At 62.3% G+C, this 17,044-nt stretch carries 11 protein-coding genes; 10 read left to right on the plus strand and 1 reads right to left on the minus strand.

Translation table 11 applies throughout. The features are described 5' to 3' along the window. The first annotated feature begins 5 nt into the window (after positions 1-5). From OJ996_RS20860 to OJ996_RS20880, 5 genes are all read left to right on the plus strand, one after another. Entirely contained in the window at positions 6-2,429 is a 2,424-nt protein-coding gene (locus OJ996_RS20860; RefSeq protein ID WP_264515615.1) for a hypothetical protein, read from the plus strand. A gap of 30 nt (positions 2,430-2,459) precedes the next feature. Then, complete coding sequence (locus tag OJ996_RS20865) at positions 2,460-3,107, plus strand: peptidylprolyl isomerase (RefSeq protein WP_264515617.1); 648 nt, start codon at positions 2,460-2,462, stop codon at positions 3,105-3,107. A gap of 123 nt (positions 3,108-3,230) precedes the next feature. Further along, positions 3,231-3,941, plus strand: coding sequence for a glycerol-3-phosphate 1-O-acyltransferase PlsY (gene plsY, locus OJ996_RS20870; protein WP_264515618.1), 711 nt, complete (start codon positions 3,231-3,233; stop codon positions 3,939-3,941). A 22-nt stretch (positions 3,942-3,963) separates the two neighbouring features. Next, positions 3,964-4,974 carry an NAD(P)H-dependent glycerol-3-phosphate dehydrogenase gene (locus tag OJ996_RS20875; protein WP_264515619.1) on the plus strand — a complete coding sequence of 337 codons (1,011 nt, stop codon included), beginning with the start codon at positions 3,964-3,966 and terminating at the stop codon, positions 4,972-4,974. A gap of 3 nt (positions 4,975-4,977) precedes the next feature. Next, the gene (locus tag OJ996_RS20880; protein ID WP_264515620.1) at positions 4,978-5,631 is read left to right on the plus strand and encodes a DedA family protein; all 654 of its coding nucleotides are present in this window, start codon (positions 4,978-4,980) and stop codon (positions 5,629-5,631) included. A gap of 9 nt (positions 5,632-5,640) precedes the next feature. On the opposite strand, the gene OJ996_RS20885 is transcribed toward OJ996_RS20880, so the two are convergent. Continuing rightward, on the minus strand, positions 5,641-7,086 hold the full coding sequence (locus OJ996_RS20885; protein ID WP_264515621.1) for a hypothetical protein: 1,446 nt from the start codon (positions 7,084-7,086) through the stop codon (positions 5,641-5,643). A 227-nt stretch (positions 7,087-7,313) separates the two neighbouring features. On the opposite strand from OJ996_RS20885, the gene OJ996_RS20890 reads away from it, so the two are divergent. The 5 genes from OJ996_RS20890 to OJ996_RS20910 all read left to right on the plus strand — a co-directional run bounded on the left by OJ996_RS20890 (position 7,314) and on the right by OJ996_RS20910 (position 17,023). Beyond that, a complete protein-coding gene (locus OJ996_RS20890) occupies positions 7,314-8,888 on the plus strand; it encodes an exo-alpha-sialidase (RefSeq protein ID WP_264515622.1) in 1,575 nt (524 codons plus the stop codon). Further along, the gene (locus OJ996_RS20895; protein ID WP_264515623.1) at positions 8,885-10,558 is read left to right on the plus strand and encodes a sialidase family protein; all 1,674 of its coding nucleotides are present in this window, start codon (positions 8,885-8,887) and stop codon (positions 10,556-10,558) included. Before OJ996_RS20890 ends, OJ996_RS20895 begins: the two co-directional genes overlap by 4 nt. Positions 10,559-10,642: 84 nt before the next feature. Further along, entirely contained in the window at positions 10,643-15,025 is a 4,383-nt protein-coding gene (locus OJ996_RS20900) for a lamin tail domain-containing protein (RefSeq protein WP_264515624.1), read from the plus strand. Positions 15,026-15,048: 23 nt separating this feature from the next. Continuing rightward, positions 15,049-15,996: a carbohydrate kinase family protein gene (locus tag OJ996_RS20905; RefSeq protein WP_264515625.1), complete on the plus strand. Its 948-nt coding sequence runs from the start codon at positions 15,049-15,051 to the stop codon at positions 15,994-15,996. Positions 15,997-16,000: 4 nt separating this feature from the next. Then, a complete protein-coding gene (locus OJ996_RS20910) occupies positions 16,001-17,023 on the plus strand; it encodes a hypothetical protein (RefSeq protein WP_264515626.1) in 1,023 nt (340 codons plus the stop codon). The last annotated feature ends 21 nt before the right edge of the window (positions 17,024-17,044 follow it).

Here is a 17,044-nt window from a genome sequence, read left to right on the forward strand (position 1 = left end):
CAACCGTGAAGCGACTTCTTTCCATTCTTTTCCTCGGTGCCCTGTTCGGCTCGGGAGCGATCTCCGCCGCACCGGTCGTGCAGGCGAATATCAGCAGCCGTTTCCTCATCACCGGCGAGCAGGCCACCTTCGAGGTGGTGGTGCCGGGTGAGGAATTCGACGGCAGCACCGTGCCGCCGATTCCGGAGGTGAAGGATCTGACCATCCGCCCGCTTGGCATCGGGCCGCGGCCTCGCTCCGGGCCGGGCCGCAGGATCGAGTATTTTTTCAACTACTCGGTGGTGGGCTACACCCCGGGGACTTTTACAATTCCCGCTCTGGAGTTGAGCTTCGGGGGCGAAACCCGCCAGACTGCTCCGATCGAGATCCGGATCATCGAGGAAACCGACCTCAAGTGGGCAAGCGCGGTCGTCGACGGCCGTGAGATCCGCTACTCCGCCGCTTTCCATGCCATCAAGGGCACTCCCTATGTCGGGGAAAAGCAACCGGTCGAGATCAAGCTCTACTTTCCCGCCGAGCAACCGGTGGAAGACTGGGGGATCCCGGACTTCGAGCGGGACGGTCTCTCGGCATGGCGCTTCCAGCCGCAGCAGCAAGTGCGGATGAGCCGCCGGGCCACGATCCTGCGCCGGAATTTCCACGCCATCAGCTATCCGAGCACCATGTCCACCAACCGTGTGGGCGAATCGACGCTCGGACCCGCTTCCATCCGGGTGATCACCTTGATTCCCTCGCTCGAGCATTTCAGCCAAGCCTACAACCAGGCGGTAAACATCGAGGTTCCCGCCATCAAGCTGGACTCGAAGGCGCTTCCGCCCGGCGCGCCCGAGGGATTCGACAATGCCATCGGCCAGTTCGCTTTCGACATCACGACGCGTGAAACCGAGGTGCGCGAAGGCGACCCGGTGACGCTCAACATGATGGTGAGCGGCACCGGAAATCTCGATGCGCTGCAGCCGCCGAAGCCAATCGACCAAGACGGCTGGAAACTCTACGATGCCTCCGCGGCGGAGCGGGGCGAAGAGCGCCGGGAGATGTGGGGCGAAGTGCATTTCCGCCAGTTCATGCGCCCGCTGCGGCTGCAGACCTCGATCCCGCCTTTCCGCTTCGTCTACTTCGATCCGGTAGCGGCGAAGTATGAGACGATCCTCTCGGACGCCATTCCCCTCAGCGTGCTCCCCTCCACGGCGGCAGCCCTGCCGGGCGCAGCGGTCCCCATGGCCCTGCCGATGCCCTTGGAGGAGATGACCGATATCCTGGGGATCATCAAAGGCCCGGCCAAGCTGCTGCCGAAGCAATTCCCGCTTCCGGGCTGGCTCTGGCAGATCATCCCCGCGCTGGTAGTGGCCGGTCTTCTCGCCCGCATCGTGGCGATCAAGATCTCACCCCGCCTCCACAAGGACCCGGACGTGGTGGCAAGGGAGAAGGAATGGCGCGAGGTCGAACACTCGCCCGAGACCGCCGGCGACTTTTACCGGAAGCTCGGTCATTTCATCGAGCGTTGGCTCGGCAATAGTGAAGATCCGGTCGTGGTGGAGACATTGGCAAAGCGGGACGAGATCTGCTTCCGTCAGGACGTGTCCCAGACCAAGGTCGATCGATCCGAACGCCAACGCCTGCTCCGCCAAGTCCGCAAGCTCGCCTTGCCGCTGGTGTTGTTCTTCTTCGCCCTGTCCTCACAGTCCGGTTTCTCGCAGGAAGGCCCCGAAAAACTCTTCGATGAGGGCCGCTTCGAGGAGGCCGGGAAGGCATGGCTTGATAGCGGCCCCTACGAGCAATTGCCCGCGGATACGCTGTTCAACATCGGTAACGCCGCCTACCGTCTCGGGTCCGCCGGTGAGGCCGCGCTCTATTACCGCCGCGCGCTCGAGCGCGACAGTGGCCACGCGGAAGCCCGCCAGAACCTCCGCTTCCTCGAGCGCAAGTTCGGCTCCATCACGATCACGCGTCCGGACTACCAGCACCAGCTTGCAAGGGTCTCCGCATCCTTCTGGAAGGGCTTGGTATGGGCCTCGGTCTGGATGGTGGTGATTGGCGCGCTTATCTTCCCCGCCACGCGCCCCGGCGCAGGTATCCGGATGGTCTCGATCATCGCCTTCGTCACCGCTCCTTTGATCGCAGCCGGAGGCATCTCGGCATGGCGGCTGTATCCCGATGACGCCCGCTTCGCTCCCGCCCGGGAACAGGTGGTAGTCGTGGCGGACAATGCCGCGGTACGCACCGATGCCGCCCGTACGGCGCCCAAGGTGATCGACGCGCCGGCCGGTTCCCTCTGCCGCAAGCTCAACCAATCCGGCGAGTGGGCCTACGTGGCTTTCACCAACGACAGCCGCGGCTGGATCCTGCTTTCCGACATTGAACTGCTGGATACCGACAAGCCGACCGCGCCGAAGCTCCGCCCCGCCAAGGGCAACGAGAGCAATGCCTGATCTCCCCTTCCCAACCCACGAAACCAAACCATGAAACGTCGTTTAATCCTCGCCTTTGCCCTGCTTGGCTCCCTTGCCTTTGCCCAAGAGGAGAAGAAGGAAGCGGAACCCGCCAAGCCTGCCGCTGCCGCGGAGCGTGTGAAATTCAGCACCAGCAAGGGTGACATCGTGATCGAACTGGATCGCGCCAAGGCTCCGGTCACGGTGGAGAACTTCCTCTCCTACGTGAAGAAGAAGCACTACGACGGCACCGTCTTCCACCGGGTGATCGGCACCTTCATGATCCAAGGCGGCGGCTTCGCCCAGAAGGATGGCTCATTGATCGAAAAAGAGACCGGCAAAGGCATCAAGAACGAGGCCTCGAATGGATTGAAGAACGATCGGGGCACCATCGCCATGGCCCGCACCGGCGACCCGAACTCCGCCACCGCTCAGTTCTTCATCAACGTGGTGGATAATGCGATGCTCAATGCCCCGAGCCCGGACGGACACGGTTACGCCGTTTTCGGCAAGGTGGTGGAAGGTCTCGAAGTCGTCGACCAAATCAAGGCCGTGCAGACCGGCACCAAGAAGGTCACCGCCCGTGGCCCCGGCGGCGCGACGCAAGAAGCTCCTTTCAGCGACGTTCCGACCGAGGATGTGGTGATCAAAACCGCCACCGTGGTCGAAGCGAAGTAAAGCTTTCATCTCCAAGGCGCGGCCCGCAGGGGTCGCGCCTTTTTCATTTAGCAGTCGGCGAATATAGCCAGACCCGCCTCTGGGGGTGACATTCGCCCCCGATTCCTCTACTCAAGCGCGCACATGCAGCTCTGGCTCTGCCCGCTCCTCGCTTTCCTGCTCGGGTCCATCCCGTTCGGGCTCTTTATCGCCCGCATGAAGGGCATCGACATCCGCCAGCATGGCTCCGGCAACATCGGCGCCACCAACGTGTTACGGGTGGTCGGCAAGAAGCACGGCATCATTTGCCTGATCCTCGATGCCCTCAAGGGCTTCATCCCCACCCTGCTGGCCATTACCCTGATCCGCTTCGAGGGGCAGAACACCGGTTTCACCTTCCACGGGCTGCTCGAGCAAGGCTTCGTGTTCCCCGCGGCGGAGCAGTGGAAGGCTCAGACGCTCCATGTCGCCACCGGCCTCTGCTCGATCCTCGGTCACAACTACTCGCCGTGGGTCGGCTTCAAGGGGGGGAAAGGGATCGCTACTTCCGCCGGTGTTCTCATTGCTCTCGCGCCTCTGGTCGTGCCCGTGCTGATCGTCGCTTGGCTGCTGATCTTCCTGATCAGCCGTTACGTTTCGGTCGCATCGATCGGTGCGGCCGCCTTGCTTCCCTTCGTGGTGATCTACGGCTCCTGGCGCCACGGCAAGCTGGCTAGCGGCGAGTGGAACAAGCCGCTCTTCATTTTCTCGGTGGTCATCGCCATCCTCGCGATCTGGAAACATCGAACAAACATCAAGCGGCTGATGGCCGGGACCGAGTCCCGCTTCGAGCGAAAGAAGAAGGCCGTTTCCTGAGCTCCCTCTCTCCTTTTCACAGATGCCTGACCGCCCGCTTTCTTCCGCCGCCATCCTCGGCACCGGCTCCTTCGGCACCGCCCTCGCCCGCCTGCTGGCACCGAGACTCAATGAGGTTGTCATGATCGGCCGCGATCCGGCGGTGGCGGAGAGCATCAATGCCACCCGCCACAACTCCCGCTACCTCGCTGGAGTCGAACTCCCGGAGAACATCAGCGCCTCCACATCACTTGCGGAAGCAGCCAGGCATCCGCTGGTACTCTTCTGTGTTCCCACCGCGGCCACCCGCGACAGCGCCGGGGCCCTTGCCGCGTCTTCCCTTCCGGTGGACAGCGTCGTGCTCTCCTGTGCGAAGGGCATCGAGCGCAATACCGGCGAGCGGATGAGCGAGATTTTGCGCGAGAAGCTTCCCGCCAATCCGGTCGCGGTCCTCTCCGGCCCCAATCACGCAGAGGAGATCGCGGCCTGTCTCGCGACCTGCGCGGTGATCGGCACGGAGGACGACCTCCTCGCCAAGCGTCTTCAAGAGCTCTTCACCACGCCGTACTTCCGCAGCTACACCAGCGACGATGTCGCCGGGATCGAATACGGCGGTGCGATCAAGAATGTCTACGCCATCGCTGCCGGCATCGCGGCAGGGCTAAGGCTTGGCGACAACGCTATTGCCGCTCTCGTGACCCGCGCTCTTGCAGAGATGACGCGCCTCGGCACGGTTCTCGGTGGCCGGGTCGAAACGTTTGCTGGCCTTTCCGGCGTGGGTGATCTCATCGCGACCTGCTTCTCGAAGCACTCCCGCAACAACCGCGTGGGCCTCGCACTGGGCCAAGGTAAGACCTTGGAAGAGGCAACCTCCTCGCTTGGCATGGTCGCGGAGGGCGTCCCGAACACTCTCTCGATCCACGAGACCGCGCAGCGCGCGGGGGTTCGGACCCCGATCATCGATGCGGTCCACGCCATACTCTATCGCGATATGCCCGCGGCCCGTGCCTTGCACGAACTTCTGAACCGAGACCCCCGACCGGAAAACGACTGAACGATGAAGGAAGCGATCGATTTCATCCTGAACATTCAGGAGCACCTCATGACCTTCACCCAAGCCCACGGGCCTTGGGTCTATGGCCTTCTGTTCCTGATCATTTTCTGCGAAACCGGACTCGTCGTCACCCCCTTCCTGCCCGGGGACTCGCTGCTGTTTGCAGTCGGTGCCATCGCCGCGGACCCGAAGTCGGGCCTCAATGTCTGGATCGCGGCCGCAGTCATCTTGGTTTCCGCCATTCTCGGCGATACCGTGAACTACTGGATCGGTCGTAAATTCGGGGCATGGACGATGCGCACATTCCCGAAGATCGTGAAGCCCGAGCACATCGCGAAGACCAACGAGTTCTTCGTCCGCTACGGAGGCAAGACGATCATCCTTGCGCGCTTCGTCCCCATCGTCCGCACTTTCGCTCCCTTCGTCGCCGGTTCCGGCGAAATGAACTACGGCCGCTTCATGTACTTCAACGTGATCGGTGCCATTCTCTGGGTTGTTCTCATCCTTCCCGCAGGCTGGTTCTTCGGGAACATGGAGATCGTGAAGAAGAACTTCGAACTCGTGGTGCTCGGCATCATCGGCATCTCGGTCCTCCCCATGGTCATCGAGATCCTGAAGGCGAAGTTCAAAAAGCCCGATGCCATCGAAGCGGAATAAACTTCTCCTTCAAGGTCCCACCAGCACCCGGTAGAATTGCCGCCCCTCCGGCAGGTCCAGTGCACCCGCATGCACCACGCTCTGCGGCACATTGCCGGTTGGTGTCTGATCCCAGAAGGTTTGCCACGTGCTCATGTTGGAAGACCGCTGCACACGGCAGCGTTCCCCCGCGATCCCGTTGAACTCGATGACCTGATCGCGGCCGGAAGTTCTCAGTTGGATTGGCAAGGTTACATCCACCACCACGGCGTCGTTGGCCGGGGTGTGGATCGCATTGCTCGCGGAGAGCATCAGCGTGTAGCGCCCCGGCACCGCGAAACTCGCCGTGGTTGCCGCTTGGGAACTACTCGTGAATGAAGCCGGGCCGGGCCCCGAGTAGCTCCTCCACAAGACCACTGGCGATCCGCCTCCCGACACGATTCCATTCAGGGCCAAGCTGCTCCCGACCGTCACACTCCGATCCGGCCCTGCATCCACCAGCGGCGCACCCGGCGAGCGCGGCCCGCCAGTCGCTCCTGTCGTTTCGATCACCTCGAAACTCGAGATCGCTATGCTGCGCAGACGATCGAAGCAACCGTCCGGATAGCGGTCGTCCGGCGTGATCGAAATGGAGAAGAAGTTCCCGTTGTCCGCCACGAAGGCATCATATTTCTTCAAGCCGAGTGCGACGGCCTTCTCTTGGATCGTCCAGTTCGAGGGGATCACGAAAGATGACTTCAGCCTCACCCGTTGGCCCATGGCCGGCACATCGGGGTCAAGGGTGTCCGGCACCGAGGCATGGTGCGTCGCAGGATAGATGTATTCCCGGCGACTCCGCTTCACCACGATCCGCATCGCATGCTCGACCATCCCGCGCTGGACCTCGTCGTAGCGCACCAGTGCCGGAAACATCGGGAGTCCGGCGGCATCGCCAGAGGTCCAACCGGCGGGCCGGAGACTATTATTGAGCAGGGAGAACTTCGCGCCGTTAGCCGCCCGCCAGCTCTGCCCGACTCGGCGTGTGTTCCAAGTCTCCCAGATTTGCCCGGTGCCCGGCATCACGATGATCGTATGGCGGTCCCCGCCCGTTGCCTCCTGCCAAGCCTCCAAAGTCTGCGAGCCGGTTCCCGTCGGCCAAGTCTCCACCGGCAGGTTTGCCGGAATGGGATAGCTGCCGAGCGGACTGATGCCACCATCGAAGTCCGATTGGCTAGGATACTGGAAGAATTCAATGGAGCGCCTCGCTTGGTCGTCCGGCACCAAGGCGTAGTTCATCTCTTCGAAAAGAAACAAATTCCCTCGGTTTGATCCCCCCGTGAGCAGATCCGAGGTGATTCGAGCGATCATCGCGTCGCTATTCGCCAAGGTTGGACGCCGGGAGATATCCTCGTTCCAAGCACTGTCACGAGGCATGATCTGCATCGCGGAAACCACTGCATCGGCCTGCGGCGTATTAAAGAGAAGCGGGCTGGCCATCGAGGGTTGCTCCCCGAGAATCCTGCCTTCGTGATTGATCCGCTCTCCACGGGCAATCCCGCTGAATATCAGAGCCAAAATAACCCCACGCATCCTGACATTTTGCCAGAGCAAAGATGTCCAGGCAACCCGGGAACCGAGGCATGGCGCCTCCGACTCGGGACCGAGGCGCAATGGATACCTTTCGGAGTTTGACTCCTCCGGACCGGGCCGAAGGATGGAGTAACGTGAAGATTTCGCTCTGGATTACTTTGGCCCTGCTCATGTGTCCCTTCGCCATGCGGGCTGAGCCTCCTCCGCCGCCGGGCACGGTAATTCACCATAGCCCGGCCAGCAGCGGGCTCTACATCGGTTCGCCATCGCTCTGCGTGATGCCGGATGGGAGCTATCTGGCCAGCCATGACCTCTTCGGCCCGGCGAGCAAGGAGCATGAACTCGCGTGGGGCCGACTCTACCGCTCGACGGATCGTGGCAAGAGTTGGTCGCATGTGCGCGACTTCGAGGGTTTCTTCTGGCAAGGGCTCTTCGTTCACCGCGGTGCCGCTTATGCGCTCGGAACGGACAAGCATCACGGCCGGGTGGTGATCCGGCGCTCAAGCGATGGAATGAAGTGGAGCGAGCCGGTGGTTCTGACCGAAGGCGAATGGCATACCGCTCCGATGCCGGTGATCGAGCACGGCGGACGAATCTGGCGCGCGATCGAAGATGCGATGGGTGGCGACAAATGGGGGGAACGCTACCGGGCACGCATGACGTCAGCCGCCGCGGATTCGGATCTGATGAAACCGGAAAGCTGGAGCTTCACCAATCCCCTGCCCCGCGATGCAGCGTGGCTGGGCGGGAACTTCCGCGCTTGGCTGGAGGGGAATGCGGTGATGGCGCCAGACGGCAGCATGGTGAACGTGCTGCGGGTGGATAATCCTCAGGTCCCGGAAAAGGCGGCGATCGTCCGCATTTCGGGGGATGGCGGCAGCGCGAGCTTCGATCCTGCGAGAGGCTTCATCGACTTCGACGGTGGCGCGAAGAAATTCACGATCCGCCGGGATCCGCTCACCGAGGATTACTGGGCGCTGGCGACGATCATTCCGGAGCGCCATGCAGATCCTGCCTTGGGACGGCCCAGCGCCGTAAGGAACACGCTGGCGCTGGTGCGGAGCAAGGACCTGCAAAAGTGGGAAACGTGCTCCATCCTGCTCTATCATCCCGATGTCTCTCGGCACGGCTTCCAGTACGTCGATTGGCAATTCGATGGAGAGGACCTTATCGCCGCGTGCCGGACCGCTTGGGACGATGCGGAAGGAGGAGCGCGCAACAACCACGATGCGAACTTCATCACCTTTCACCGCTGGGAAAACTTCCGCCTGCTCTCGCGCAAGGATGATGTCCCGATGCCGGAGCCCGAAATGGTGAAGCACGAGAACGGCGAGCTGATCGTAAGAGGCAGCGAATTCGAGATCGGCACGCTGGCTAATGGCGAGAAGGCCTTCTCCAACCGACCCTACGTCTGGCACGAAGTCCCGGGATCCGTAGGTGGCAGGCCCTTCACCCGGCTGGGAGGCGGGAACCGTGCGCTGCTGGAGGTCACGGCGAAGAAGGAGCTCCAGCTCCAGATCGCCACGGCGGGAGCCCTGCCGGGAATCGAAACGGGTGGATGGCAGGCATCCGCAGATAGTTTTCACTACAACGATCGTAGCAAGACCCGCCTCCAGATCTTCACACGCGAGATCAAAACCGGCGAGACCATCCGGCTACCGAAAGGCAACTGGACCGGCAGCCTGCTCATCCTACCTGCTGCACCATGAAAGCACTACCCCTCCTCCTCGCCGCATTGACCTCCGGGGTGATGGCCGAGCCCACGACTTACCGGAAGTTCAGCGTGGAAGAGCGCGAGGGCAGCCTCCTCGCTTGCCATCCCATAGCCAAAGACAAGAAGCCGCTGTGGGCGAAAGGGGTCGCACAGGGGGTAGCACCGGAGCGGAAGAAGGACCGGCGCGAGCCCTACTTCGAGGGACCGATCACCTACGTGCGCGCACCGAGGGACGCGGGCGAACCCTTCCACTCCCACAACCACCAGCCCTCCATCACTTGGCTCCCGAATGGCGACCTACTGGCGATCTGGTATAGCACGAAGGACGAGAAGGGCCCCGAACTGACGGTACTGGCGAGCCGCCTGAGGCCCGGAGAGAAGGAATGGGATGCATCCAGCGAGTTCTTCAAGGCCGAGGGACGGAACATGCATGGATCGAGCATCTTCCACGATGGCAGCGGGACGATCTACCACTTCAACGGTATGGCTCCGGAAGGCCATCGGGGCTGGGACAAGCTGGCCCTGCTGATGCGGAAGAGCAGCGACAACGGCGTGACCTGGAGTGAGCCCCTGGTCGCCGATCCCGAATACCGTGAACGCAATCAGGTGATCGCCGGCATGCGGAAGACAAAAGCGGGAGTGCTGATCCAGCCATGCGATGCGGTGCCTGGCGGGGCCGGCGGCACGGCGCTGAATCTCAGCCGGGATGGAGGCGCGACCTGGACCGATCCGGGCGAGGGCAAACCTTCTCCAAGATTCACAGACGGAGCCCAAGGTTTAGGAACCATCGCGGGCATCCATGCTTCCGTGGTCGAGCTCAAAGACGGTGATTGGCTGGCCTTCGGACGCGGTGACGATCTTCCAGGCGGCCTTGCAGCGACCTTGGATCTCCTGAGCAAGACCGTCATCAGAAACGTCAAGCTTCCGGAGCAGACGTTTGAAGAAAGAGTCGAAGCCATCGAAGCAATGGCTCGGGAAGCTGGCATCGCCAAAAGCTCGCTCGAGCTGAATTGGGCGGATGATGAAGGGACACAATCCTCGATGAGTATCAGGGCGGTTCCTCTTTTCTATGACGAGCTCAGCCTTGCCGAGTTGGTGAGATACTCGACCGACAAAACCAAACTCAATTACAGATTCAGGCCGAGAGGTGTGACGTTCTACGATGCGACTTCATCAAAGGGTCCGGCTCCATTTCAGCAAAAGTTCATGCCCCAGAGCATCTCAAACGACGAAGGCAAAACCTGGACTTACGCCGCGAGTCCATTTCCGCCGATCGGCGGCGGTCAACGATTGACCCTGCTGCGCCTGCAGGAGGGTCCGCTGCTTCTCATATCCTTTACCAACCCCGACCGCAGAAAACCACGGGAAGGCGGCATGGAATTCAGCCGGGCGGATGGCAGTACCTTCACCGGGCACGGCATGTTTGCCGCGATCTCCGAGGACGAGGGCAAGAGCTGGCCGATCCGGAAGCTGATCACGCCCGGTGCCGGCGAGTTTGACGGCGGTGCTTGGACCCGCAAATTCACCGCCACGCCTGACAATGCGGAGCACGCGGGTTACCTCGCCTCCACCCAATCCCCGGATGGGACGATCCATCTGATTTCGAGCGCCCTCCACTATCGTTTCAACCTCGCATGGCTGCAGGAAGCCGCCGGAAGCCCTTGAGAAAGAGTTAGGTCATACCCCGGCTTTTCCATTTCCCGCCGGGCGGTTTTCCGTGCAGTTTGAGGGTGAACCCTCGTTTGCCCTGTGGAACCCAGAACCCTGATGGCACTGCTGTGCCTATGTCCCACGCCCCTGTGTGCCAATCTCGTCGCACACTGGAAGCTCGACGGCTCTCCGAACGAGGAGACCGCGAGCTATCCCGCAGTGTGGGAGGGTGAAGCGGCCTACACCAACACCGTGCCCGCGCCCCTGAGCACAGGGGCCGCGGACCTGAACGGGACTTGGCTGAAGGCGGGAGCCGCAATCGATTTCGAGCGGCACCAAGCCTTCACCGCCACCGCGTGGATCAAGGGTGGTGCACAGGACGCCACCATCCTGGGCGACATGGTGGAGATGGAGGGCAACCAAGGCTGGGAGCTGCATGTGGGAACCGCTGCCAATGGCGGGAATGCCCAGAGCCTGACCGTCTGGCTGAACAACGACTACCCGGCCAATGCAATCCAAGTGAGCGCCAGCATCCCCGTGCTGGACGAGCAGTGGCGCCATGTCGCGTTCACCTACGATGGATCCAGTAACGGCGAGGGTATCCAGATCTACGTGGACGGCGCGCCGGTGGCGGTTTCCGTCACCTTGAATTCATTGGGCGGCAGCATCGCGAACGGTCCTGCCGCGGAGTTGAACATCGGCTCGCGCATGAATGGTGCGGCCCACAGCTTCACCGGCCAGATCGACGAGGTGGCGATCTTCAGCCGTCAGCTTAGCCCGGCGGAAATGAGCACGGTGTTCAGCGCCGGCATCGAGGCAATCTCCTTTCCCTACATCGCATCCACCGTGCCCAGTGCGGGCCAGAGCGTGACCACGCTGACCGCCGCCGAGGCGGAATTCACACACCCGGTGGGCGGGGTGGATGCCGCAGATCTGCTGGTGAATGGCATTCCCGCGAGCGGGGTGACGGCGATCGATCCCAAGCGCTACCGCTTCAGCTTCCCTGCCCCGCCGCAGGGCGATGTCCACTTCACTTGGGCTGCCGCTCACGGGATCGTCGGGGTGAATGGCGTGGCGGCGCAGCCGACCCCATGGTCCGCGCTTTCCGCACCCGTGCTGCCCGCGCCTCAGGCGGCGATCTCCGAGTTTCTGGCGCAGAACTCCGGCGGCCAGTATGATCAGGACTTCGATACGCCCGACTGGATCGAGATCCACAATCCCGGCACTGCCATCGTGAACCTCGCCGGATGGTCTCTGACGGATAACCCGGCAGAACCGCGCCAATGGGTCTTCCCCACCCAGAGCCTGGCCCCCGGTGCGCGACTGCTGGTCTTCGCCTCCGGCAAGGATCGCTCCAGCCCGGGCAGCCAGCTGCACGCGAATTTCAAGCTCGGCATGGAAAGCGGTGGCTACCTCGGTCTCTTCGACCCCGCCGGGCAACTGGTCCACGCCTACGAGAACTACCCGCAACAGGAAGCGAATGTCTCCTTCGGGCTCAGTTCCAATGGAAAGCCCGCCGACGGGCGGGTCGCATGGCGCTATCAAACGCCATCGCCCGGTGCTGCCGCAGCGGGTGCGGTATTTTCCGGAGCCTCGATCATGAGCACTAGCTTCAGCCCGGCGAACCCGCAGCCCGGCCAGCCGATCACCGTGACGGTCAGGCTATCGCCCGAGACGGTGATAAGCGGCAGCGGGCCCACCTTGCGCTATCGGATGATGCATGGTGGTGAGACGCAGACGCTGTTCTTCGACGACGGACAGCATGGCGATGGAGCTGCGGGTGACAAGGTGTGGGGCGTCACCATTCCCTCGGCTCCGACTGCGGGCCAGATGGTGCGCTGGCGGATCGGGGTCACCAGCAACGGAGGTTCTTCGCGCTGGCCGGTCAATGTGAACACCGCAGCCGAGTTGCCGCTTTACGAGGGTACGGTGACGGGAGGAACGGCGGCCGGCTACCTGCCGATCTATCAGTTCTTCGTTCCCGGCTACACGATCCCGACGAGCACTTCGCAATCGGGCATCGATTCGGATACCGGCGCGCGCGGCGCCTTCTATGGCAATGGCAAGCTCTACGACAACGTGCTGATCCGGATCAAGGGCACTACTTCACGCTACCTGCTGAAGCGTTCTCACCGCGTGGATTTCAATCCAGGACGCGAGTTCGAGTGGTCGCCAGACTTCCCGGCACAGCGCGAGTTAAACCTGAATTCGGAGTACAACGATCCGAGCTACCTGCGCCAGAACCAGCAATTGTGGATGCACCGTGACTCCGGAAATGCGGGCTCCGAGCACTTCCCGGTGAAGCTGCTGATGAACAACTCACCCTGGCAACTGGCCTTCCACAACTACTCCGCGGATAGCGAGCTGGTGGAGACCATGGGCCTGGACAAGCGCGGCGCGCTCTACAAGCAGGTGGGCACTCTGAGCACGAGCGCGGGCGGCGAGAAGAAAAGCCGCAAGTGGGAAGGGACCTCCGACTATACCGCTCTGAAAAGCGCGCTGAATGCCAACAGCACCACGCGCAACCGCTACATCTACGACAACCTCAACCTGCCCGCGGTGATCAACTACCTGGCGGTAGCCCGCATCGCGCAGGAAGGAGACGATGTCTGGGCGAACATGGTGATGTATCGCGACAGCGACAACACCGGTGAGTGGCGCCCGATTCCCTTCGACCTGAACCTCTCCTTCGGCCAACTCTTCTACAACGGTGAATCGCTGAACTCCTTCGTCCACGCAACGAACGACGACAACAAGAGCCACCCTCTATACGGCTCCGGCTTCTGCCTGCCGAACACGGGCAACACCGGCAGCTACAACCGGCTCTACCACGCGATCATCCTGAATACGAATGCCCGTGCGATGCTGCTGCGGCGCATGCGGACGATCATGGACCAGTACGTGAAAGCGCCTGGCACCTCGGCGGCGAACTCACTGCTGGAGTCACGCTTCAACACCATGGCCGCGCTGATCCTGAACGATGCCAATGCCGATCGGGCCACCTGGGGGCTGCCGCCGAACAGCGGTGCCTATGGTCTGGGCCCCGGAATCAGTCCGACCCAGGGTCTCACCACGCTGAAGAATGATTTCCTCTATCCGCGCCGCACGCACCTCTACGTGACGCATTCGGTGAACAACACATCCAAGGTCATCGGACTCTTCAACGAGGACAATGCCGGGATTCCTAATGCGCAGGTGGCGAACCCGATGATCGCCTTCGGCACGGTGATGGCGCACCCGAGCTCTGGAAACCAGAACCACGAGTACATTGAACTGCTGAACAACAGCGCCGATGCGGTGGATGTGAGCGGATGGATCCTGCGCGGAGCCGGCGGAACTTTCACCTTCGAGCCGGGCACGGTGATCGCACCCGCGGGGAAGCTCTTCGTGTCCCCGGATGTAAAGGCATTCCGGGCACGCCCCAGCACGCCGACCGCGAACGAGCAGAACTTCGTAGTCGGTCCTTACCGCGGCCGTCTCTCTCCCTATGGCGAGACCTTGGTGCTGGAGAATGCGACCGGGGGCGTGGTGGCGCAGAAATCAGTGGTAGCGGATCCGAACGCGCCCGCGGTGACGCTGAGGGTTACCGAGATCATGTCGAGCAGCGCCCATACGACGAACACGGTGAACGGCGATTGGTTCGAGCTCACGAATACTGGAAGCGCCACGCTCGATCTCTCCGGCTTTTCTTGGGACGATAGCCGCAATGAATCCGGGCAGGCTTACTTCGGTCAGGTGCTTATCGCGCCCGGGGAATCGCTGGTGGTGCTGGATGAGGATGACGACGATGAGGCACGGGCCTTCCGCCAAGCATGGGGGCTGCCCTCTTCTGTGAAGATTCTGACGCGCGAAGACTTCGGGCTGCCGGAGTTGCGGGGGCTGGGTAATGGTGACTCGGTGATCGTCTACACGCCGGGGGGCATCGAAACCACACGGGCGAACTTCCCGGCCCATGTCGCGGGCAAGTCGCGGGTATGGTTCCGCAATGGCGTGGCAGTACCGGGTGGCTATGCGCAAGCGGGCAAGTATGGAGCGGTGAATTCGGGGGCTGCGCCCTCCGACATCGGCTCGCCCGGGTTCGCGGGAGCCGACCCCGCCACTCTAACAAATCCATACGATCAGTGGACGGCGGCCAACGACCTGTGGTCGACCGCAGCACTCGCGGACTCGGATCCTGATGGTGACGGTCGCAGCAACCGGGCGGAGTATGCCTTCGGCGGGGATCCGGATGTGAAAGACTTCCCGCCGCCACCCATGATGCTGCGCAATGGCAACCATGCGGAGTGGATGTTGGTGCGGCGCACGAGTGACCCGGGGCTGGTCATCGGAGTGGAAACCTCCTCCGATCTAACAAACTGGACACCGACCTCTTTGGAGATTCTGAGCGAGGTGCCGCATCCGACGATGAGCGGATACGTGAAGACGATCTACAGCATTCCGATGACGGGTTCGGAAGGATTCTTCCGCGGACGCACGAATTGAGATACTCCGTCCGTATCAGCGCCATGCCGGAACCTCAGCACGAAGTCATCGCCGCCGGGATCAATGTGGTGGATATCCTGGCGCGGCCGCCTGCAGGGGTGGTGCCGGGTGGAAAGTATCCGACGGACGAACTGGAAGTGCAGGGCGGCGGGCCGGCATCCACGGCGAGCTGCGTGCTGGCTGCCTTTGGATTCCGCTGTGCGTTTGTCGCGCGGCTGGGCGGCGATGCGATCAGCCAGCTCTCGCGGATGCAGTTTCGAAGCGCGGGAATTTCGGAGGATTTCCTGATCGATTCACCGGAGGAGCGGGCCGGAATCTCCGTGGTGCAGATCGACCGTGAAAGCGGAGAACGGACGGTGTGCTATAGCCTGAAGAACTACGGCTGGCTGCGTGATGAGGACATTCCCCGCGAGGCGATCCACAGAGCGCGGTTGGTGATCGTGGATGGGTATGATCCGACGGCGACGGTCTCGATGTTAGAGGCGGCGAAGACGGCGGGCTGTGCGAGCATGGTGGACCTGGAACATGGAGATGCAAACTTCCTTCACCGTTGCATCGGCTTGGCCTCGGAGGTGATCCTACCGCTGCACACGGCCCGCGCGGCGACGGGTAAGGAGGAACCCGCCGAGGTGCTGCAGGCGCTCGGCGCGCTGGGCAAAGGGCAGATGATCGTCACCGATGGAGCGCGCGGAAGCTGGGCGACGACGGAGGCCGGCGTGGTGCATCAGGCGGCGTTTCCCGTGGAGGTATTGGATACGAATGGCTGCGGGGATGCCTACCATGGCGGCTATGGGGTCGGGCTCCTGCTGGGGTGGCCGCTGGAGTTGCGTATGGAGTTTGCGGCTTGGGTAGCTTCGCGGGTGGCGATGAAGCTTGGCGGCCGGGCCGGGATACCCGACAGAAGGACGGTCGGCGAATGCAGCCACCTCTTCTCGCCACAACTCGTCGCGGCGGTATCCAACTGGGAATGATTTGATGAAAGCACGACTCACCGAAAAGCTGGAGGCGATCCGCCGTGGCACCGATCCGCGGGCCTTCATCCTCGCCGATGCGAAAGACGCGGACATGGCGTGGGGGCTCAGCGCGCCCGGTGCGCCCTACCCTGCAGACGGACCTCGCTGGAAATCGATGCCTCATTTCCGACAGGATATCCGCGAGGTGGTGGAGGATGGGGTGATCGATATCCTGCTCGCGTCGGCTTCTCAGATGAGCTTGCTGGCGCATCGTCAGGGGGTGTTCCGGGATTCGCAAGTCACGCCGGCGATCCGGGCGAACGACACGACGGATATCTGGTGCGGTCGTGGGACGAGCTACCGGGATGCCGCGTCGCGCCCTTTCTCGAGCTGCTACCTGGAAGAGGCGATGTATGGCAGCTTGCAGCCCGCCAAGGGGGCGCTACCGGCGGTGGATCTGGGCCTCTATTCGATCACCTTCAACAACGATCTAGAGGCGGATCATGAGAGCCTGACGGCCTTCAAGGCTTTCCGGGCGGAGGCTCAGAGGCAGGGATTCAATTACTTCCTGGAGGTTTTTGCTCCAAATTTGGAAGGCAGGGTTGCGGCGGCTGATCTGCCCGATTTCATCAACGATCAGATTTGCCGGACGCTTGCCGGAGTGCCAATGGGAAACTGGCCGGTGTTCTTGAAGATTCCCTTTCTTTCCCCGGAGGCGATGGAGGATCTGGCGGCCTACGATCCGGGCAACCTGATCGTGGGGATTCTGGGCGGTAGTTCGGGGACGACTTACGATGCCTTCAAACTACTCGCCGAGGCACAGAATCATGGGGCACGGGTGGCGCTGTTCGGGCGCAAAATCAAGGACGCGGAGCACCCGGTGGAATTCATCCGCCATCTGCGGAGGATCACCGACGGGGAAATCTCCGCGGAGGAAGCAGTGAAGTCTTACCACGGGGTCCTCCAGACCCATGGCCTGTCGCCGAAACGCGAGCTCGCAGACGACATGACGCTGACGGCCAACGAACTCAGCTACGCGCGCTGAGCCATACCAAAAAAGCCGCCG

Source organism: Luteolibacter rhizosphaerae (genome assembly GCF_025950095.1).
GTDB lineage: Bacteria > Verrucomicrobiota > Verrucomicrobiia > Verrucomicrobiales > Akkermansiaceae > Haloferula > Haloferula rhizosphaerae.